The organism is Leucobacter coleopterorum (assembly GCF_011382985.1).
Classification (GTDB): domain Bacteria; phylum Actinomycetota; class Actinomycetes; order Actinomycetales; family Microbacteriaceae; genus Leucobacter; species Leucobacter coleopterorum.
The window spans coordinates 2,589,233-2,606,909 of record NZ_CP049933.1; the positions used below are offsets into that span (position 1 = coordinate 2,589,233).

Below are 17,677 nucleotides of genomic sequence, written 5' to 3' on the forward strand. Positions count from 1 at the left end.
TGAGCATGGCCGCCGAGGTTTCCATGCGCGGGATCACCAAGCGGTTCCCCGGGGTGCTCGCCAACGACAGCGTCGACTTCGAGGTCGAATCGGGTGAGATTCACGCCCTGATGGGTGAAAACGGAGCGGGCAAATCGATTCTGATGTCGATCCTCGCTGGGGTCTACCAACCCGAAGAGGGCGAGATCCTCATCCGCGGTGAGCGCCAAACACTCGCCTCACCGCTCGATGCCATCAACGTCGGCATCGGCATGGTGTTTCAATCCTTTAAGTTGTTTCCCTCGCTCACCATCGCGGAGAACGTCGTGTTTCGCCGTGAACCCACCAAGCGTGGCCTGATAGACCGGGCCGCAGCGAACCGCAAGGTCGCGGAGATCGCTGAGCAGTACGGTCTCGCCATCGATCCCACCGCTCGTGTCGACTCTGTGCCCGTGGGTGTGCTGCAGCGTGTCGAGATCATCAAGGCGCTCTATCGCGAGGCGAGCGTACTCATCCTCGATGAGCCAACGGCCGTGCTCACTCCACAAGAAACCGACCGGCTCTTTGACGTGCTGCGCGCGCTCAAAGCCGACGGTCGCACGATCATCCTCATCACTCACAAACTCAATGAGGTCATGGCGATCTCAGATCGTGTGACGGTGCTGCGTGACGGCCGCAACGTCGCGCAGCTCGTCACCGCAAATAGCTCGCCCGAAGAGATCACCCGCCACATGACCGGCAGGCACGTAGACCTCACGACACCACCACCAGCGCAGCGGCCGGGCCAGGTCGTGCTCGATGCACGCGAGATTACGGTGCCCGGCTCGGGTGAACGCGCAGCCGTCGCAGAGGCGAGCCTTACGGTGCGGTCTGGCGAAATCGTTGGTATTGCCGGGGTTGCCGGCAATGGCCAGGTCGAGCTTGCCGAGGCGATCATCGGCATGCGTCGCACCACCTCGGGTAGCGTGCGCATTGGCGACGTGGATCTCAGTCACTCGTCAATCGCGCAGCGGCGTGACGGCGGCATCGCCTACATCCCCGAGGATCGCCACGCGATCGGCAGTGCTGGAACTGCTGACGCCATCGATAACCTCGCCCTCGGACACCACCGCAAGGCCCCGCTGCTGAGCCACGGTCTGCTCGCGCGCGGCGCGATGCTCGAGCACGCGAAGCGTCTCATCAAGCGCTTCGGCGTGAAGATCGCGTCACCCTCGACCCCGGTTGGTACCCTCTCGGGAGGCAACCTACAGAAGGTGGTTGTCGCCCGCGAACTCGATTACAAGTCGCCCCTGCTCATCGCTGAGCAGCCGACACGCGGCGTCGACATCGGTGCCATCGAGGCAATCCACCGTGAGCTCTGCGAGTATCGCGATGGCGGCGGTGCACTGCTGCTCATCTCGGCAGAGTTGAGCGAAATCATGTCGCTCTCTTCGCGAGTCCTCGTGATGTTCGAGGGCAGGATCGTCGCCGAGGTTCCGAAGGCGGAGGCCACTGAGGCGCTGCTCGGTCTCTACATGGCAGGACACGAACCGGAAGAACGCCATCGAGCCAGCGCTTTTGCGCCGCTCGCTAACGGCTCCACGCAAAAGGGGGACGCGCTGTGAGCGCACTGCACCGGATCGGACGCTGGTTCATGGGGCCCATCCCCATATCCGTCCTCCTCGCGCTCCTCATTGGCGCGTGTTTCATGCTGGTCGCGGGGTGGACCCTCTCAGCGGCTACTCCGCCATGCTCAAGGGCTCCTTTGGCAGCGGTGCGGGTATCGCCAACACACTCCAGCGCGCTATCCCCATCATCGGCATGGGTATCGCCATTGCGGTGGCCTTCCGCGCGGGTGTACTCAACCTCGGCGTTGAGGGGCAGGCAGGGCTCGGTGCACTCGCCGGCGGGATCGTCGCGATCTATGTGCCTGGACCCGCGATCCTCATAGTGCCACTCGCGTTTATCGTCGCGATCACCACGGGTGCTGCATGGGGCCTGCTCGCGGGCATCCTGCAGAATCTGTGGGGCGTGCCCGTGTTGCTCTCCACTCTGCTACTCAATTATCCCGCCCGTTATTTCGCTTCGTGGATGATTCGTTTTGAGCTCAACGCAAACGACACAGACATGGTGGCGAGTGAGCAGGTGCGCCCCGAAGTACAGCTCTCGATGCTCGTACCGCGCGACTCCGCGTTCGCCGAAACCCTGCGCAACTCCCTCGGCCCAACAAGCCCCATCACAGCGATACTCACCGGGGTCAACTGGTCGCTCGTCATTGTGATCCTCGTCGTGCTCGGCGCGATCTTCATGAATCGCCGTACACGCTTCGGCTTCGAGTCGGGTCTCAGCGGCCAAAACCCCGAGTTTGTGCGATACAGCGGTGTGAAGCCCGGCCCACTCGTTCTGCGCACGATGGCCCTCTCGGGTGGCCTCGCGGGCATGTTTGGCCTCATGGTCATTATTGGGGCGCCCAACACGCGACTCATCGAGGGTGCGTTCATACAGACCAACTTCGCTTGGACCGCGCTGCTGGTCACACTCCTGGCGCTGTACAGGCCAGTCGGTATCGTGGTTGCGGGTCTCTTCTTCGCCGCGATCATGGTCGGCAGCGACGCGATGGGCCGCGAGCTTGGCCTCTCACCCCAGATTGCAGCAGTCATTCAAGCCCTCGTCATTATCTTGCTTGCGTTCCGTGTGACCATTCCCTGGCTGCGCAAACGCAAGTCAAGGGCTACAGACGATCCACCTTTCGCGGAGCCCGAACATCTTTCTGAGCCGCGGCTCGCCGCAGTAGAAACGAACGATTCCAAGGAGTCAGGTCGATGAACTTCTTAGAACTGTTTGATCAGGATCTCATCTCTTCAGTGCTCCGCGCGCTGATCCCGATCCTGCTTGCTGCACTCGGCGGCATGCTCGCCGAGCGCGTCGGCATCTTCAACATCGGCCTCGAGGGCATGATTCTCGTCGGCGCGTTCTCGGGCGTTGCTGCGTCATTCTTCACGAATAACTGGCTGGTCGGAACCACCGTCGCGATGATTTGCGGTGCGCTCTTCTCGCTGATTTTGGGATACGGCGCGGTATATCGTAAGGGTGATCCCATCGTGCTCGCGATCGCGATGAACATTCTCGCGGTCGGCATGACCAGCTTTTTGATCGTTGCCATGTTTGGTGTGCAAGGGGTGTTCCAGGATCCCGGCATCGATGGCATCCCGGTGTGGCGCATTCCTGTGCTCGCCGATATTCCGTGGATTGGCGCGCTGTTTGCGCTGACGCCACTCGGTTACCTTGCGCTGCTCCTGGTGCCCGTACTGTGGGTTGTGCTGTTCCGCACACCACTCGGCATGCGTCTGCGCGGTGTTGGCGAACGTCCACTCGCGGCTGCGACGATGGGTGTCAACCCGCAGCACTACCAGCTCGGAGCCGTAATCGCTTCGGGAGCCCTCGCGGGCTTGGGTGGGGCGCAGCTCGCGCTCGGCAACGTGGTGCAGTTCACTGAAAACATGTCCGCTGGACGCGGCTGGATCGCGGTTGTTGCCGTCATGCTCGCGCGTGCTCACCCGGTTGGGGTGCTCGGTGCGGCGCTGCTCTTCGGGTTTATCGACGCGATTGGGTTCCGCCTGCAGTCGTTCGGTCTCCCGCAGCAGCTCACTGACGCGGGTCCCTACGTGGTGACGCTGCTTGTGCTCATCGTGCTGAGTTCACGACTGCGTAAGACTCGCGATGCGGTGCTCACGTGATCAGCCTTCCAGCAGAGGCCGCCCGCTGGGTCGAGCACCTCGGTCTTGAACCACTCGAGCACGAGGGTGGACTCTTCCGCCAGATGCACCTCGACGAGTACTCAAGCGCAATCTATTATTTGCTCGCCGCACCCGACTTTTCAGCACTGCACTCACTCAATTCGACCGAGGTGTACCACTGGTATGCGGGATCACCGCTCGAATTGTTGCTGCTGCACCCGGATGGTCGCTCCGAGGTAAAGGTACTTGGACCCGATCTCGATGTCGGCCAGTTGCCACAGTTGGTGGTGCCGCCAGACGTGATGCAGGGATCCTCACCCCAGTCTGGCTGGACCCTGATCGGAACGACCATGTCGCCTCCCTTCCAGTGGGACGGATTCAAACTCGGCGAACGAGACGCCCTCCAGTCGCGGTTCCCAGAGCAGAGGGATCGCATCTTTACACTCACGAGGGCCTAAACGTAACCCCTCACAAGTAAAAAATCTAAGGGTTAAGGTATTCATCATGACCGACGCAAGAATTGTCAGAACCCGAGCAGCACTGCACTCGTCTATCACTGATCTCGCTGCCCACAAGCCAGTCCCGACCATCACCGTTTCAGAACTCGCAATCCGCGCGGGCATCAATCGCGTGACATTTTACAAGCACTATGCCTCCCCGCCGAGGCTCTGATTGCTGCTCTCGGAAATGAACTCGACACAGCACGCGAGCACTTTGTTTCGGATACTTCGGATTCTTTTACCACCACCGTCAGCTTGGTGCTCGATCATGTTGACCGCCACCGCGCTCTTTATCAGCTAGCCATCAATACACCAGAAGACGGTGTTGTACCCAACCTGCTCGCAGACCACTTCACCGAGTCACTGCAGCAGTACCTGGCGGGGCACCCAGAACTGACGCCACCCAAACCTGAGGTTGATCCGACGATTGCGGTCCGTTTCTTTGCGCATGGACTCGTCGGCGCGATCAAGGCTTGGGTGCAGAATGGTGACACCGACCGCTCTGCCTTCATTGCAACGATTCGGACATTCTCGCCTAAGTGGATGTTCCCGACGGGCGACTAGTTCGTAACCTTGCTACTGGGTCGCGGTGTTATACCTCGGAGTGAGGGCTGGTTCCTTGCGGAACTGGCCCGTCAAGATCAGCACAAACACAATAAACGTAATGGCGATCCAACCAGCGCCCCGAGCGGACTCGCAAGCGCGGGATCAAGTGGCTCACCCGCTGCGGCGAGTAACATAAAAAGTCCCGCTGAGGCGTTCAGCGCCCCGTGCGCAAACACGGCGGGCCAGACCGATCCCGTGCGCAGCCGCGACCAGCCGAGCAGCACACCCCACGCTATACAACCGGCAGTCATGAGTGCTACACCGCGCAAGTCCGTCAGATTGAAGTTGTAGCCGAGCAGGATCAATGGAGAGTGCCACAGCCCCCAGATCGCTCCCGAGAGGATCAGCGATGGCCACACGCCAAGCGGTCGCAGTGCGGGCAAAAGCCAGCCACGCCACCCAATTTCTTCGCCGGCCGGAGCGGCCAGATCCCAAGGAACTGCAACCGCGTCCCCTCTAACGGAACACGCATCACAAACGTGGCGGCGAGCGCGGCGACGGTCGGCGTGAACATCATCGCTGAGGCGAGCAACGAGAGCATGAGCGGAAAAGCCGGGCTGTCGGTGCCCATGATCCAGAGCGGGGTTGCGACCAGCCAAGCTAGGCCAAACGACACAACCACAAACACTGTAACCGCGCCCCAGGGTACCCGCTGCAGCCGGTCGGGGCGATCTTGAACGATGCCGGGCACACGTTCCACAAAAGGTGTCTCATGAGTCATGATTCTTTACCTTTCTCCGGCAGCTTCGCTGCTGCCTTGGCGGCGGCCGCGAGCAGCGCGGCCCCGGTTGTCGCATCGTCAACCGCAGCGACACGGTCAATGTCTGCAGCTGGCACACGAATCGTTGGCCATCCCACAATAGAGCGCGCCTCGAGCCCCGTCTCGTCAATGCGCACGCGGAACCAGCAGGTCGTGGCAAACGCCGTGGCGAGCACCAGCAGCAGCAGCGTCATAAGCCACCACACCGGAGTACCAATGGCGTACAGCAGCACTAGACTTGCGGCAACAATCGTGAGGGTGCCCGCTATCGCCCAAACGAATGCGTTGGAGGGGCGGACCTCTCCAAACCAGAATCCGCGCTCAGATGTTTCGAGAGGCAGCGGTTCGCTATCGTCCTTGATCGGTCGTTCGATACGAACTCGGGGCTGAAAGAAAAAGGCGGCGAGGCCCACGGCAACGGCAACACCGGCACCAATCGGGAGACCCCATGGTGCGGGGGCCACATCTCGTGCGTCAACCGCGTCGAGTTGCGGTACCAGCATCAGCAGGATTCCAAGCTGCACCAGAACCACAGCACCCAGCATGATAGAGGGGACCGCTTTATTCGCAGCACCCCAGACCGGAGCCCCGGGCTTCTGCAGGCCCTGTACACCTTGCAACGCTGAAAGAGCGGTCAGGAATAAGCTGACTGCGCCGATGCCAATGGCGTTGGTCCACGGTGACCCAAAACCGTTCGCCACGCCGTTAATGTCCCAGTGAATGGCAGTTGGGTCAGGCATACGCGGTATCCAGAGAATCTGCGTCAGAGTCCCGGCTGCCGTGACCACAAGTGGCAACAACAGGCCGACCACTCTGGCAGCCCTGCGCGCACGTTCAAGATCTCGGAGTTGATTGTCACTCAGCAGCTCTTTGTCTTCAGTATTGTCGCTCATGCTGAGGTTCCTCCTCTTATCTCTTCACTTTGCTGCGTGCTTGAATGCCCTGATGTTTCAGACCCGGCAATAAGCGCGGCGAGTGCGTCTCGCGAGACCCCGAGTGCTTCGGCGTGTGCTACCAGGGCTTCTGCTTCGGCGCGCAACTCCGCGATTGCGGTGGCAGCTTGCGTAACTACGGCCCCACGGCGCCTCTTCAGGTCAATAAGCCCTTCGTGGCGCAGCAGCTGATACGCACGCAGCACGGTGTGCACATTGATGCCGAGACCAACAGCCACTTCCCTCGCGGGCGGAAGTACGGATCCGGGACCAACCCGACCCGCTGAGATGTCGGTGCGCACCGAGTCTGCAATCTGGGCGTAGATAGCCCGTTTACTCGTTTCGTCCACCCGGATGAGCACTCGACTTCACCTCACTTCTCCAATAACTCTACATCAAATAGAATTATTAGAACAGGAGATGGACCGTCCGCCGCCGAGTGCACCGCTAACCCACGAGTGCTCTAGATAATTACGCGGTGTTTTGTGACACTCCCAGTTAAGCTGGTCACTCGCCACCGCGACCCCTCCCTCGAAACTAGAACGCCGAGATCCCGGTCAGCTCACGGCCGATCACCAGCTGATGCACCTCGTCGGTGCCCTCATAAGTACGCACCGACTCCAGGTTCGCCATGTGGCGCATCACCGGGAAGTCGCTCGTGATCCCGTCTCCACCAAGAATCGACCGCGCCCGCGATGCTATCTTGATCGCCTCACGCACATTGTTGAGCTTGCCGACGGAGATCTGCCCGAACGAGAGGTTACCCGAGTCCTTGAGCCGTCCGAGGTGCAGCGCAAGCAGCAGACCCTTTTCGTACTCAAGGAACATGTCGGCAAGCTGCGCCTGAATAATCTGCTTGCCACCGATGGGGCTACCAAACACCTCGCGCGTTTGTGAACGCTCGATCGCGAACTCAAGGCAGGATCGTGCCGCCCCCATCACACCCCAGGCGATGCCGTAGCGGGCCTCGTTCAGGCATTCGAACGGCGCCGAGAGTCCCTTTGCTTTCGGCAGCATTGCGTTGAGTGGAAGCCTGACGTCAACGAACTCCAGGTCGGCCTGCAGCGACGCGCGCATCGACAGTTTGTTCTTGATGGCCGAGGCGGTGAAACCTGGGGTATCGGTCGGCATGATAAAGCCGCGCACCACCCCTTCCTCGTCCTTCGCCCAGACCACACCAAGGGCAGCAATGGTACCGAGGCCGATCCAGCGCTTCGCCCCGTTGAGTACCCACTCGTCACCCTCACGGCGCGCAGTGGTAAGCATGGTGTTGGGGTCGGATCCTCCCTGCGGTTCTGTGAGCCCGAAGAAGCCGATCGTCTCACCCCGGCCCATGGCCGGTAGCCACCGCTGCTTCTGCTCTTCGGAACCAAACTTGTGGATCGCACCCATCGTGAGCGAACCCTGCACCGACAGCGCGGTACGAAACCCCGAGTCAACGGCCTCGAACTCCATTGCCACGAGGCCGTATGCGACCGAAGACGCGTTCGGTAGCCCGTAACCGTCCATGTACATACCGAAGGCACCAAACGCGCCAACCTCTGGCAGCAGTTCGCTCGGCGAGCGGTTTGCTTCGAAAGCCTGATCGATGATCGGACTCAAGCGGGCCTGCGCAAACTCGCGCGCCTTCAACTGCCAGTCGCGCTCTTCTTCTGTGACGTAGTCGGTGACGTCAAAAAGGCGGTCGATAGAGGTGGGCATGGTGCTCCCTGGGTTAGATTCTGCGGCTCGCTGGCGCTTGCGCAGAGGGCAATAAGGATCAGCTAGCGCGACAACCAGGTGGCATCCTGGTGCTCCCCACGTTGGGAGGCGGCGCTTGATAGTGCGGCGGCGTCAGCGAGAAATCAATCGGGGTCGCGATGGAGCGCAGCGTCTTCGCCGAACCATCGGGCGCGACAGCCGGGGTCTCCGCGACAACACCGAGCCCGAGCGACTCGGCGAGCTCGATTGCCTGCCCAATCGAGTTGACCCGGCCGGCGGGAATGTTCGCCGCGGTAAACGCGGTGATCCATTCTTCTGCCGTGCGGGAGCGCAGCGGCACCTCGAGTGCCGCCCGCAGTGCAACGCGGTTTGCGACACGCTCCGGGTTGGTGACGAACCGCGGATCCTGAGCCAACTCGGGTACACCGAGCACCTCGCACAGCCGCGCAAACTGCCCGTCGGTTCCCACCGCGAGTGCGATCGGCTGGTCTGAAGCATCGAGCGTCTCGTAGGGCGAGATCGAGGGGTGCGCGTTACCCATGCGCGTCGGCGACACCCCGGTTTCGAGCGTCGACGAGGCCTGATTCGCGAGCGCTGAGAGCAGCGAGGTGAGCAGCGTAACCTTGACGTGCTGGCCCTGCCCGAACGTCGGCAACTCAGGGGTATCGCGAGCGCGCAGCGCGGCCTGAATGCCAATGACCGAGTTCAGTCCGGTCAGAATATCAACCAGAGCGACTCCAACCTTTGTCGGCTCACCACCCTGCTGACCGGTGATGCTCATGAGTCCGCCAACCGCCTGCACCAACAGGTCGTAGCCGGGCAGGTCTTTGCCCGCGGCGTCGCCGAAGCCCGAGATCGAACAATACACAACACCGGGATTCTGCACGGCGAGTGCCTCGTAACCGAGACCAAACTTCTCCATTGTTCCCGGTTTGAAGTTCTCGATGACCACGTCGGCAGTGCGGGCGATTTCGGCGGCGCGGGCAAGGCCCTGGGAATCCCGCAGATCGCAGACGACCGAGCGCTTGCCGCGGTTGACCCCCGCGAAATAGGTGCTCTGCCCGACAGCGTTGACGGGAGGGCTCCACTGCCGGGTGCCGTCACCCTCGGGGCTCTCGATTTTGATGACGTCTGCCCCAAGATCGGCAAGAATCATCGTGGCGTGTGGCCCGGCGAGCACTCGCGAGAAGTCTGCGACCCGGATGCCGCTCATTGCTCCAACCGGCAGTGCGTGCTGTGTATTTGCGTCCGTGCCCACGGGGATCCCTTCAACTCGTTTGCTTCCGCCAGTCTACGGACCCCCGCCAACATCCCGCCGCCCACCTTGCATGGAGCTAGGCGTGGGGGCTGTGCAAGAATTGCCTCATGGTTGCCCTCTCCCAGCTGCTGGCTCTGCCCGATCTTGGGCTGCGTCTCCTGCAAGCGGGGCCGGGGATCCCGAGCTCAGCTGGGTCTCAACAACAGAACTGCTCGACCTCAGCGAATACCTTGAGGGCGGCGAGATCATTCTGACAACCGGGCTCACCCTGGGCGCAGAGGATCCTCGCTGGCGCGATTTTGTTGCCATACTGAGCAGGGCCCGAGTCGCGGGAATCGGGTTCGGGATCGGTGTCAACCACGAGCGCATTCCGGCGCCACTCATTCGCGCAGCAAGCGTGTATCGGGTTGCTCTTTTTGAGGTGCCACTGCCGGTGCCGTTTATTGCCGTGAGTAAAGCCATCGCCGAGCTGATGCGTGCCGATGAACTGCGCGCGGCCAGGGGCGCTCTGCGAGCCCAGCAACGTCTGCTCGACCGTTCACGAGGCGATCAAGATCCAGCCGAGGTGCTATCGAACATCGCGCAGGTGACGGGACGACAGCTCGCGCTGCTCGGCTCCGACAACACGGTTCTCGCGAGCACGGGCGGTTTTGCGAGTGTGCGAGACAGTGTGAGCACGGAATACATTTCGCTCGATGCCGAGGGGGCACTGAGACTCGCCGTTGTGGGCGACGCCCCGCTCTCGCCCGAGGGCCGCTCAGTGATCGCGGCAGGGTCGATGGTGCTCGGTATGGGACTTCGCGGGGATCGGCTGGAAGAGACGCGCGAGCGCGAGCGCTGGGAACGGTTTACCGCGGGTCTGCTGAGTGGCGCGGAGCGCCCCCAAAGTTTGGCGATCCTCAACCCAACCCTTCAGCTGCCGGAGCGAGTGCGTGCCGTTGCCGTGCAGGGAACCGCCGAAGATATCTCCGCCTGGCGACATCGCCCCCGCAGCGGTCTCGACCGGCTGATTGCGGCCTCGCAGGATCCGCCGCGCGCGCCCGGAATCGCTCTCGCCTGGCAGTTGTGCACCGATTCCGACTCCGCCGTGGAGGTGGCCCTCAAGGTCGCGGCCACCCACCACCTCGACGTGGTCGTTGGTCGCTCCGCGCCGGTCTCCAGCGCGGCATTGAGTTACCGCTCCGCCAGCACCCGCCTGCGTTCATTGTCGCTCACGGCCCCCTATACACCGCACCCCGCATCCCCGTGGTGATCTGGGCGGATCGCAATACACCCCTGTTGGACGCGCTTCTCAGCCTGGCAGACGCCGAAGGGGCACCGACGGCTCCCGGTCTAGAGCGCTGGGAGCGCACGTCCTCGGTCCGCTCTCGCTCGGTAGCGACGAACTGCCGGAGCCTGAGCGAACGATGCTGCGCGATACCATGGCGGCCGTGTTTCACGCGGACGGCCAGCGCGGTCCCGCCGCTGCTACGCTCGGCATTCACCGCAACACGCTGCGGGACCGCTTGACCCGCATCGAGCGCCTCACGGAGCGGTCGCTGGCAGACGCCGACGACCGCGCCGAACTGTGGTTTGCGCTGCGACTCGAAGAGATTGCGGGCGACTCCTAAGCGAGCTCGGGCGCAGCGGGCTCGCCCGGTTTGCCCTCTGAGTGCGGCTCGTGAAGCGCGTGCAGCGCACCGTTCACATCACCGTGTAAAAAGTCGTTGACAAGCTCGTCGAGGGCGACCGATTCCCCAGTCCCCTGCGGAACCTCAACTCGAATTCCGGTATCTTTTGCACGTTTCCTGTCCATGCTTCACAATAACCCCGTTCGGCAAATTTGCGCATCACATTTTGTTCCCAAATTGGGAGCACTCTCAGCAAAGCCGCTACGGGCCCCGGTTGCAGAATCGTTACGTTCAGTGTCGAAAGTTTTCACCGTAGAAACTCCCTCTGTAATACGCTGAACCAACTGAGCCGGTCAAGAGTCCGCCACACTTCACGAAGGAGCGAAGTACCATGCTGAAGGTTTCACCTCGTTCAATGCGACAGCGCCTCAGCGCTGCGACCGCGCTCGTTGCGGCTGCGGCACTCGTGCTCACCGGCTGCGCAAGCGGTAGTTCCTCCGGCGATGACGCGGCCCCTGCCGTAAAGCTGGTCGACACCGGCAAAGACATTGATCAGGTGACGGTGGCATTCCCCGGCTCGCTAGCGAACCTCTACATCGGGCAAGAAAGCGGCATCCTGAATTACAACCTCGTTGCGACCGTACAAGAGGGGCTCGTTGGGCAAGACTCCGGCGGCAAGGTCGTTCCCGCCATCGCCGAGTCGTGGGAGAGCCCCGACACCTCGACGTACGTGTTCCAGCTGCGCGAAGACGCCAAGTTTCAGAACGGTGATCCGGTTACGGCCGACGACGTGGTCTTCAGCATCAAGCAAGCAGCGGATCCCGAAGCTTCACCCGGCATCTACTACTACCTGACAAACCTCGCCTCGGTCGAGAAGACTGGTGAACGCGAGGTGACGGTAAAGAGCAAAACCCCCGACGCTACGTTCCTTGTCGGTCTCTCGAACGCGGGTGCGGTTGTGATCACCCAGCAGAAGTTCTGGGAGGCTCACAAGGGCAACATTGGGACAAGCGACTCGCTCATCCTCGGTACCGGCCCCTACAAGGTCACGGAGTTCCAACCTGACTCGCACGTCACCCTTGAGCGCGTCGACACCTGGTGGGGAGGGGTCCCAAAGGCCAAGTCGATCCGCGTGAACTTCGTTCCAGATGCCAATACGCGCCTCGCCGCGGCGAAGAAGGGCGACATCGATATCGCATTTAACGTGCCGATCAACCAGGCGGCCGAGTGGAGCAAGATCAACGACATGCGTCTTGAGGCCCTCAACGATCTCTCGTATGTCGGGCTCATCTTCGACCAGAAAGTCAAGCCGTTCGACAACCCTGATGTGCGCACCGCCATCGCAGAAAGCATTGATCGCGACGCGATCGCTGACAAGCTTTTGCGCGGCTACGGCGAAAAGGCGACGGCCATTATGACGCCCGAGTCCCTCGCCGCGGCGTACGACGGCGATGAGGCCCGCAAGGAGCTCGCGAAGGTTCCGCAGCACGACTTCGACCTCGACGCCGCGAAGAAGTTGCTCGCGGGCACCGACGCGAAGGGTTTGAAGACCGAGCTCACCTACCCCAATACGGGCCCGCAGCTCGGGATCGCCGCCCAGGCCATCGCCGAAAATCTCAAGAAGATTGGCATGGAGGTGACTGTCAAGGAGGTACCGATTGAAGAGTGGCTCGCCACCATCGGTGACGGCGAGCACGGCCTCGGCTTCATGTGGTATTTCTCGACAACGGGTGACCCGGCTGAGGTCAACGGTTACCTGCTCGGAGCCGACAACCCGAATTCTTTTGAGAGCGACGACGCGAAGAATCTCATCACCGAAGCCAACGCACTCGTCGACCCGAAGGAGCGCGCGCAGAAGCTAATCGAGTTGGAGACATTGAACGCCAACGAAACCGTGAACGCTCCGATATGGTGGGGCAAGTCACTCACCGCGTTCTCAAACAGCGTTGGGGTGACTGACTACAGCCCGTACACCTTCACCGGCGTGTGGGGTGCGAAGCTGTTCGCCGCCGAGGTCAAGTAAGACGAATGAGCAGGGCTGGGAAGCGCCTCACAAAGACGCTCACGCTTCGCATTGCGAGTGTGGTGCTGATCCTGCTTGTCATCTCGTTTCTCTCGTTCTCCCTGCTCTACCTTGCGCCGGGTGATCTCGTGAAGAACCTGCTGGGCAACCGGCCGAGTACCTCTGAGGCCATCGAGGCGATTCGCACCCAGTACCACCTCGACGATCCTTTTTTGGTGCGCTACTTCGACTGGCTGTTCTCGGCGCTGCGCGGCGACTTCGGGGTCTCGATTCGGCTGCAACAGCCCGTCACTACAGTGATCGAGAGCAGGGTGGGTGTGACCGCCGAGCTCATCGGATTCTCGTTTCTGCTCGCGCTGGTCACCGCGGTGCCGCTCGGCATTCTGAGTGCGGCGCGCGCTGGCAAGCGCCTCGACCGTGCGGCGAGCGCCGTGTCGCTGTTTGGCCTGTCGGCTCCGAGCTTCGCGCTGGCTATCCTCGCGATCTCGGTGTTTTCGCTGCTGCTTCCGATCTTTCCTGCCTACGGCGCGGGCGCCGAGGGGGTTGAGCGCTTCTGGCATCTGGTGCTGCCGTCAGCCGTGCTCGCGGCCGGCATCGGGGCGATCCTGATGCGAATGACCCGCGCCGCGGTGCTCAGAGAACTTGAGAGCGATGCCATCACCTTTGCCCGCTCGCGCGGCATCACCGAGAGCAAGATCCAGCGTATCGCCCTGCGTGGGGCCCTGATCCCGATCGTCACAAGTGCCGGGCTGATCCTCACCTTCATTATCGGCGGCACGATCATCGTGGAAACGGTGTTTGCACTCCCCGGTCTGGGGCAGCTGCTCGAAGAGGCCGTGCTGTTCAAAGACCTTCCCGTGGTGCAGGCCATCACCCTTCTTGTGGCGGCGGCCATCGCGATCATCACCATTCTCGTGGACATCAGCTACACGCTGCTTGACCCGCGGGTCCGAGCGAGGGAGCTCGTCGGATGAGTTCACAAACCACCCAAATTTCGCTGCTCAACCGCGTGCGGGTCGCACCCGGTAAACCCCGCGACTGGAGTGTCATCGCTTCGGCGGTGTTTCTGTTGCTGGTGGTCATCACCGCGGCGATATCGCCGTTTCTCACGGAGGCTGCGACAAGCCAGAGCATCCTTGATTCGCTGTTGCCCCGGGATCGCCTGGCCATCCCCTCGGCACCGACGAGCTCGGCCGCGACGTGCTGCTCGTCACGCTCGCGGGCACGGGATCTGCGGTTGCTGGCCCCGTCGTGATCGCCGTGGGGTCGATGGTGCTCGCGATCCTGTTCGGCACGCTCGCGGGGTACCTGCGCGGTTCCATTGACTGGCTGGTGGGCCGTGTGGTTGATATTTTGCTCGCGCTGCCGATCATGCTCGTCGCGATTGTTGTCGCGGGCATCTTTGGGGCCGGGTATTGGGTGACGGTGTTTATGCTTGTGGCGCTCTTTGCGCCCTCCGATATTCGCATCGTGCGGGCTGGAGTCACCGAGCAGGCGCCAAGGCCCTACGTCGAGGCGGCGCAGATGCTGTCGCTATCACCCGCGCGCATCATGTATCGCCACATCGTGCCAAACGTGTGGCCGCTCATCATGACGAACCTGATGCTGAACCTCGCGATTGCGCTGGTCACCCTATCCTCGCTGTCGTTCCTCGGCATCGGCGTCGCGCCCGGCACCCCCGATTGGGGACGCCAGATTACGGACGGTCGCGGCATCATGGGTGATAACCCAGCCATGATGGTTGTGCCAGCGGTGCTAATCGTCCTCGTGGCAATGGCCATTAACGTGCTCGGCGATCACATGGGCGAGCGCCTGCGAGAGCGGGGGTTACAGTGAGCGACACGGGTTTGCCCGCGACGATGGCGGTCGGCTCAGCGCAGGGCGTGCGGGTTTTGGCCCTGCAGGTCGAGAGCGCGGAGCGCACCATCGTGCAACCGTTCGATGCCGCAGTGCTGCCCGGCGAGATGCTCGCAATTATCGGGGAGTCAGGATCGGGCAAGTCGCTTACCGCCCGCGCGATCACTGGGCTGCTGCCGCGTGGGGTGCGCGCGACCGGTCACTCCGAGATTGACGGCTATAGCTACGATCTCGCTGCGTCTTCGGCCGGGGTGTGGCGAGAAGTCCGGGGCCGCCGAGCGGTCTTGCTGCTGCAGGATCCCTTCACGAGTTTGAGCCCCGTGCTGCGCTGCGGCGAGCAGATCGCGCTCACTGTCGAGGCCCGTCTGGGCCGCTCCCCTGGGCGGGCGGCACTCCAGGCCGAGGTCGAGCGACGGCTCGCCGAGGTGCAGCTACCGGCGCGCGTTGCAAAGATGTACCCGACTGAGCTCTCTGGCGGCATGCGGCAGCGCGTCGCCATCGCCGCGGCTCTCGCAGCAGAACCACGACTACTCATCGCCGACGAGCCCACAACAGCACTCGACGCGAGCACCCAGGGCGAGGTGCTCGACCTGCTGCGCAGTCTGCAGCTCGCACACCGCATGAGCCTCATCCTTATCAGCCACGATCTCGGGGTGATCGAGGGGCGAGCCGACCGCGTGTGCGTGATGCGAAACGGCGAGGTGGTCGAGCAGGGTACGTCAAGCCAGGTGCTGCAGAACCCGCAGCACGAGTACACTCGAGCCCTTATCGCGGCGAACCCTTCGATCTCTGACGCGGCCTCGTCGGTATCCCCGGCACCCCAGAGCAACCCGCCGATTCTCGTCGCCACGAGTGTCTCCAAATCGTTTGGCGACACCGCCGCTCTAACCGATGCCTCGGTTGAAGTCGCTGCGGGTGAAGTTCTTGCCATCGTTGGTGAGTCGGGATCGGGCAAGTCTACCCTCGCCCGCGCTATCGCGGGCCTCGAGGTTCCCGACACTGGAACCGTCACGCTTCACAGCAAACAGTTGCCCGCGGGGCGGCGAGGGCGCAAACCGGGGCAGATCCAGATCGTCTTTCAGGATCCGTACTCAACGCTCAACCCCTCGTTCACAATCGAGCAATCGCTACAGGAGGCGCTGCGGGCGGGCGGCGACCGCACGCGCACCGTGAGGGATCTACTTGAGCTCGTTGAGCTCGATTCCAAGCTTGCGACGCGACGCCCGTCGCAGCTCTCGGGTGGCCAACGGCAGCGTGTGTCGATTGCGCGGGCGCTGGCGCCGAACCCCGAGGTGCTGATCTGCGACGAGAGTGTCTCAGCTCTCGATGTGTCGGTGCAGGCGCAGATTCTCGCGCTGCTCGCGCGGCTGCGAGACGAGCTGGGGCTCGCGATGCTGTTTATCACCCACGACCTCGGGGTGGTGGCAAGGATCGCCAACAACGTGATTGTGCTGCGAAACGGCGAGATTGTGGAGCGCGGCGAAACCGAGCGGGTGTTGCGGGCACCCCAGCACACCTACACGAAGCTGCTCGTGGCAGCGGCGGAGCAAGATAGCGTTCACAGGGAAAGCAGGGAAGCAAGGGAATGAACAGTGTGGCGGTGTCATCTTGGACGCTTCATGAGGCTCAGTTGCCGGTCGAGTTGGAGGCAGGGCTCTCAGCGGAACGGCTCGCGCTTTGGCAGGTGGAGCGGGAACTTTGGACACCCCGCACCTTTGTTGCGAGTTCTTCCAATGGCGAGTTTATGGGTGCCGCCCTCACTGTGGGACGACCGCACACGGCCTACCGCAAGATCGTGGATGTGGTCGTCGGCGAGCAAACCGGGCAAGACGAGTCGCATGTTTCTCTCGCGGTCTGGTCCGCGCTCATCAATGCGGCGCTGCACGACACCTCGGGCGAAGATGCCAGCCACCCAGCGCACATCGCCGTGCACTTCGAAGAGCACCTGAAACTCGCTCCCCTGTCACCGAGACATCAAACCCAGCTTGAGGTGATGGGGTTTTTACCCGCGGCAACACCCGTGCCCTCCATTCCCAGCACACGCGACGGAGACCCCGGACAGGTCGCCGCGTGGTCGTGGTGGCGTAACGATCAGCCAACTCGACTGGCGCCCTACTACGGTCAGACTACCGAGGTAACCTGTGGCGCCGTCGCCTCACTTATGGCACTTGAGCTGCTCGGGGCGGCGAGCTTTGATCCTGCCAGCCTCGCCGAAAACCGCGCCACCGAAATCGCGTTCTGGCGCAAAGCCACCAACCTTCCCGCCTGCGAGCCTGTCGCGCTGGCCGTCGAGATTGCAAAGTCGGGCGCATCACTGCTCTCGGGGTTACCACGCGTGATCCTCAGCACAGAAGATCCTGTGCTGCTCGAGGAGTTCACCGGAGACGAGGCCGAGATCGCATTGCGCACCGATCTGCAGCAAGAATCTCTGAGACAGGCGGAGGCGCTCGGCATTCCGATTGAGCGTCGCTGGATCAAGGTCGAAGAGATCTGCGAGATTGTGCGGGGCGGCGCTCAAGTGCTGTTGCTCATTGACCTCACCGAACTCATCGCTGATCCCACACCCCACTGGGTGCTCGCGAGTGACGTGGTGGACAACTGTTTGATCGTCTCAGACCCCTGGGTGCACTACCCGAACGGCGAGACCTGGGTCGATACCTTCGCGCTACCGATTCCCCTAGCGGGGTAGACCTCATCACTCGCTGGGGTGATCCACACTACCGCGGGGTGGTTGT

General features: G+C 62.3%; 21 protein-coding genes. 14 read left to right on the forward strand and 7 right to left on the reverse strand.

From position 1 onward, the window contains the following. Positions 1-5 precede the first annotated feature (5 nt). From G7066_RS12145 to G7066_RS12170, 6 genes are all read left to right on the forward strand, one after another. Positions 6-1,583: an ABC transporter ATP-binding protein gene (locus G7066_RS12145; RefSeq protein WP_166331378.1), complete on the forward strand. Its 1,578-nt coding sequence runs from the start codon at positions 6-8 to the stop codon at positions 1,581-1,583. Between the two features lie 124 nt (positions 1,584-1,707). After that, complete coding sequence (locus G7066_RS12150) at positions 1,708-2,784, forward strand: ABC transporter permease (RefSeq protein WP_244302973.1); 1,077 nt, start codon at positions 1,708-1,710, stop codon at positions 2,782-2,784. Then, positions 2,781-3,695 (forward strand): ABC transporter permease, encoded by a 915-nt coding sequence (locus tag G7066_RS12155; protein ID WP_166331379.1) that lies wholly within the window; start codon positions 2,781-2,783, stop codon positions 3,693-3,695. Before G7066_RS12150 ends, G7066_RS12155 begins: the two co-directional genes overlap by 4 nt. Beyond that, positions 3,692-4,153 (forward strand): cupin domain-containing protein, encoded by a 462-nt coding sequence (locus G7066_RS12160; RefSeq protein ID WP_166331380.1) that lies wholly within the window; start codon positions 3,692-3,694, stop codon positions 4,151-4,153. Before G7066_RS12155 ends, G7066_RS12160 begins: the two co-directional genes overlap by 4 nt. 46 nt (positions 4,154-4,199) lie before the next feature. Next, positions 4,200-4,367: a hypothetical protein gene (locus G7066_RS12165; RefSeq protein ID WP_166331381.1), complete on the forward strand. Its 168-nt coding sequence runs from the start codon at positions 4,200-4,202 to the stop codon at positions 4,365-4,367. A gap of 86 nt (positions 4,368-4,453) precedes the next feature. Beyond that, positions 4,454-4,759: a TetR-like C-terminal domain-containing protein gene (locus G7066_RS12170; RefSeq protein ID WP_166331382.1), complete on the forward strand. Its 306-nt coding sequence runs from the start codon at positions 4,454-4,456 to the stop codon at positions 4,757-4,759. 77 nt (positions 4,760-4,836) lie between these two features. Here G7066_RS12170 and G7066_RS16460 read toward each other — a convergent pair whose 3' ends face one another. The 6 genes from G7066_RS16460 to G7066_RS12195 all read right to left on the reverse strand — a co-directional run bounded on the left by G7066_RS16460 (position 4,837) and on the right by G7066_RS12195 (position 9,452). Next, on the reverse strand, positions 4,837-5,184 hold the full coding sequence (locus G7066_RS16460) for a CPBP family intramembrane glutamic endopeptidase (protein WP_244302974.1): 348 nt from the start codon (positions 5,182-5,184) through the stop codon (positions 4,837-4,839). Then, positions 5,145-5,522, reverse strand: a complete 378-nt coding sequence (locus G7066_RS16465; RefSeq protein ID WP_244302975.1) for a hypothetical protein — start codon at positions 5,520-5,522, stop codon at positions 5,145-5,147. The genes G7066_RS16460 and G7066_RS16465 overlap by 40 nt, the downstream gene beginning before the upstream one ends. Then, on the reverse strand, positions 5,519-6,454 hold the full coding sequence (locus tag G7066_RS12180; RefSeq protein WP_166331383.1) for a DUF1648 domain-containing protein: 936 nt from the start codon (positions 6,452-6,454) through the stop codon (positions 5,519-5,521). The genes G7066_RS16465 and G7066_RS12180 overlap by 4 nt, the downstream gene beginning before the upstream one ends. Continuing rightward, positions 6,451-6,855, reverse strand: coding sequence for a GntR family transcriptional regulator (locus G7066_RS12185; RefSeq protein ID WP_166331384.1), 405 nt, complete (start codon positions 6,853-6,855; stop codon positions 6,451-6,453). The genes G7066_RS12180 and G7066_RS12185 overlap by 4 nt, the downstream gene beginning before the upstream one ends. Before the next feature lie 175 nt (positions 6,856-7,030). Continuing rightward, positions 7,031-8,194, reverse strand: coding sequence for an acyl-CoA dehydrogenase family protein (locus tag G7066_RS12190; protein WP_166331385.1), 1,164 nt, complete (start codon positions 8,192-8,194; stop codon positions 7,031-7,033). A 58-nt stretch (positions 8,195-8,252) separates the two neighbouring features. Continuing rightward, the gene (locus G7066_RS12195; protein WP_341873802.1) at positions 8,253-9,452 is read right to left on the reverse strand and encodes a CaiB/BaiF CoA transferase family protein; all 1,200 of its coding nucleotides are present in this window, start codon (positions 9,450-9,452) and stop codon (positions 8,253-8,255) included. 82 nt (positions 9,453-9,534) lie between these two features. On the opposite strand from G7066_RS12195, the gene G7066_RS12200 reads away from it, so the two are divergent. After that, positions 9,535-10,704: a PucR family transcriptional regulator ligand-binding domain-containing protein gene (locus G7066_RS12200; RefSeq protein ID WP_166331386.1), complete on the forward strand. Its 1,170-nt coding sequence runs from the start codon at positions 9,535-9,537 to the stop codon at positions 10,702-10,704. Between the two features lie 154 nt (positions 10,705-10,858). Then, positions 10,859-11,062: a helix-turn-helix domain-containing protein gene (locus G7066_RS16470; RefSeq protein ID WP_166331387.1), complete on the forward strand. Its 204-nt coding sequence runs from the start codon at positions 10,859-10,861 to the stop codon at positions 11,060-11,062. Here G7066_RS16470 and G7066_RS12210 read toward each other — a convergent pair. Continuing rightward, the gene (locus G7066_RS12210) at positions 11,059-11,247 is read right to left on the reverse strand and encodes a hypothetical protein (protein ID WP_166331388.1); all 189 of its coding nucleotides are present in this window, start codon (positions 11,245-11,247) and stop codon (positions 11,059-11,061) included. The two genes, G7066_RS16470 and G7066_RS12210, sit on opposite strands and share 4 nt — an antisense overlap. 206 nt (positions 11,248-11,453) lie before the next feature. Here G7066_RS12210 and G7066_RS12215 point away from each other — a divergent pair, with 206 nt between their 5' ends. From G7066_RS12215 to G7066_RS12235, 6 genes are read left to right on the forward strand one after another with little or no spacing between them, the layout of a single operon-like run. After that, the gene (locus G7066_RS12215; protein ID WP_166331389.1) at positions 11,454-13,085 is read left to right on the forward strand and encodes an ABC transporter substrate-binding protein; all 1,632 of its coding nucleotides are present in this window, start codon (positions 11,454-11,456) and stop codon (positions 13,083-13,085) included. Between the two features lie 5 nt (positions 13,086-13,090). Continuing rightward, a complete protein-coding gene (locus G7066_RS12220) occupies positions 13,091-14,059 on the forward strand; it encodes an ABC transporter permease (RefSeq protein ID WP_166331390.1) in 969 nt (322 codons plus the stop codon). Further along, entirely contained in the window at positions 14,056-14,340 is a 285-nt protein-coding gene (locus G7066_RS16475; RefSeq protein ID WP_244302976.1) for a hypothetical protein, read from the forward strand. Before G7066_RS12220 ends, G7066_RS16475 begins: the two co-directional genes overlap by 4 nt. Beyond that, positions 14,286-14,921 carry an ABC transporter permease gene (locus G7066_RS12225; RefSeq protein WP_244302977.1) on the forward strand — a complete coding sequence of 212 codons (636 nt, stop codon included), beginning with the start codon at positions 14,286-14,288 and terminating at the stop codon, positions 14,919-14,921. Before G7066_RS16475 ends, G7066_RS12225 begins: the two co-directional genes overlap by 55 nt. Then, entirely contained in the window at positions 14,918-16,531 is a 1,614-nt protein-coding gene (locus tag G7066_RS12230) for an ATP-binding cassette domain-containing protein (protein WP_244302978.1), read from the forward strand. The genes G7066_RS12225 and G7066_RS12230 overlap by 4 nt, the downstream gene beginning before the upstream one ends. Beyond that, a complete protein-coding gene (locus G7066_RS12235; RefSeq protein WP_166331391.1) occupies positions 16,528-17,631 on the forward strand; it encodes a peptidase C39 family protein in 1,104 nt (367 codons plus the stop codon). The genes G7066_RS12230 and G7066_RS12235 overlap by 4 nt, the downstream gene beginning before the upstream one ends. Positions 17,632-17,677: the final 46 nt, after the last annotated feature.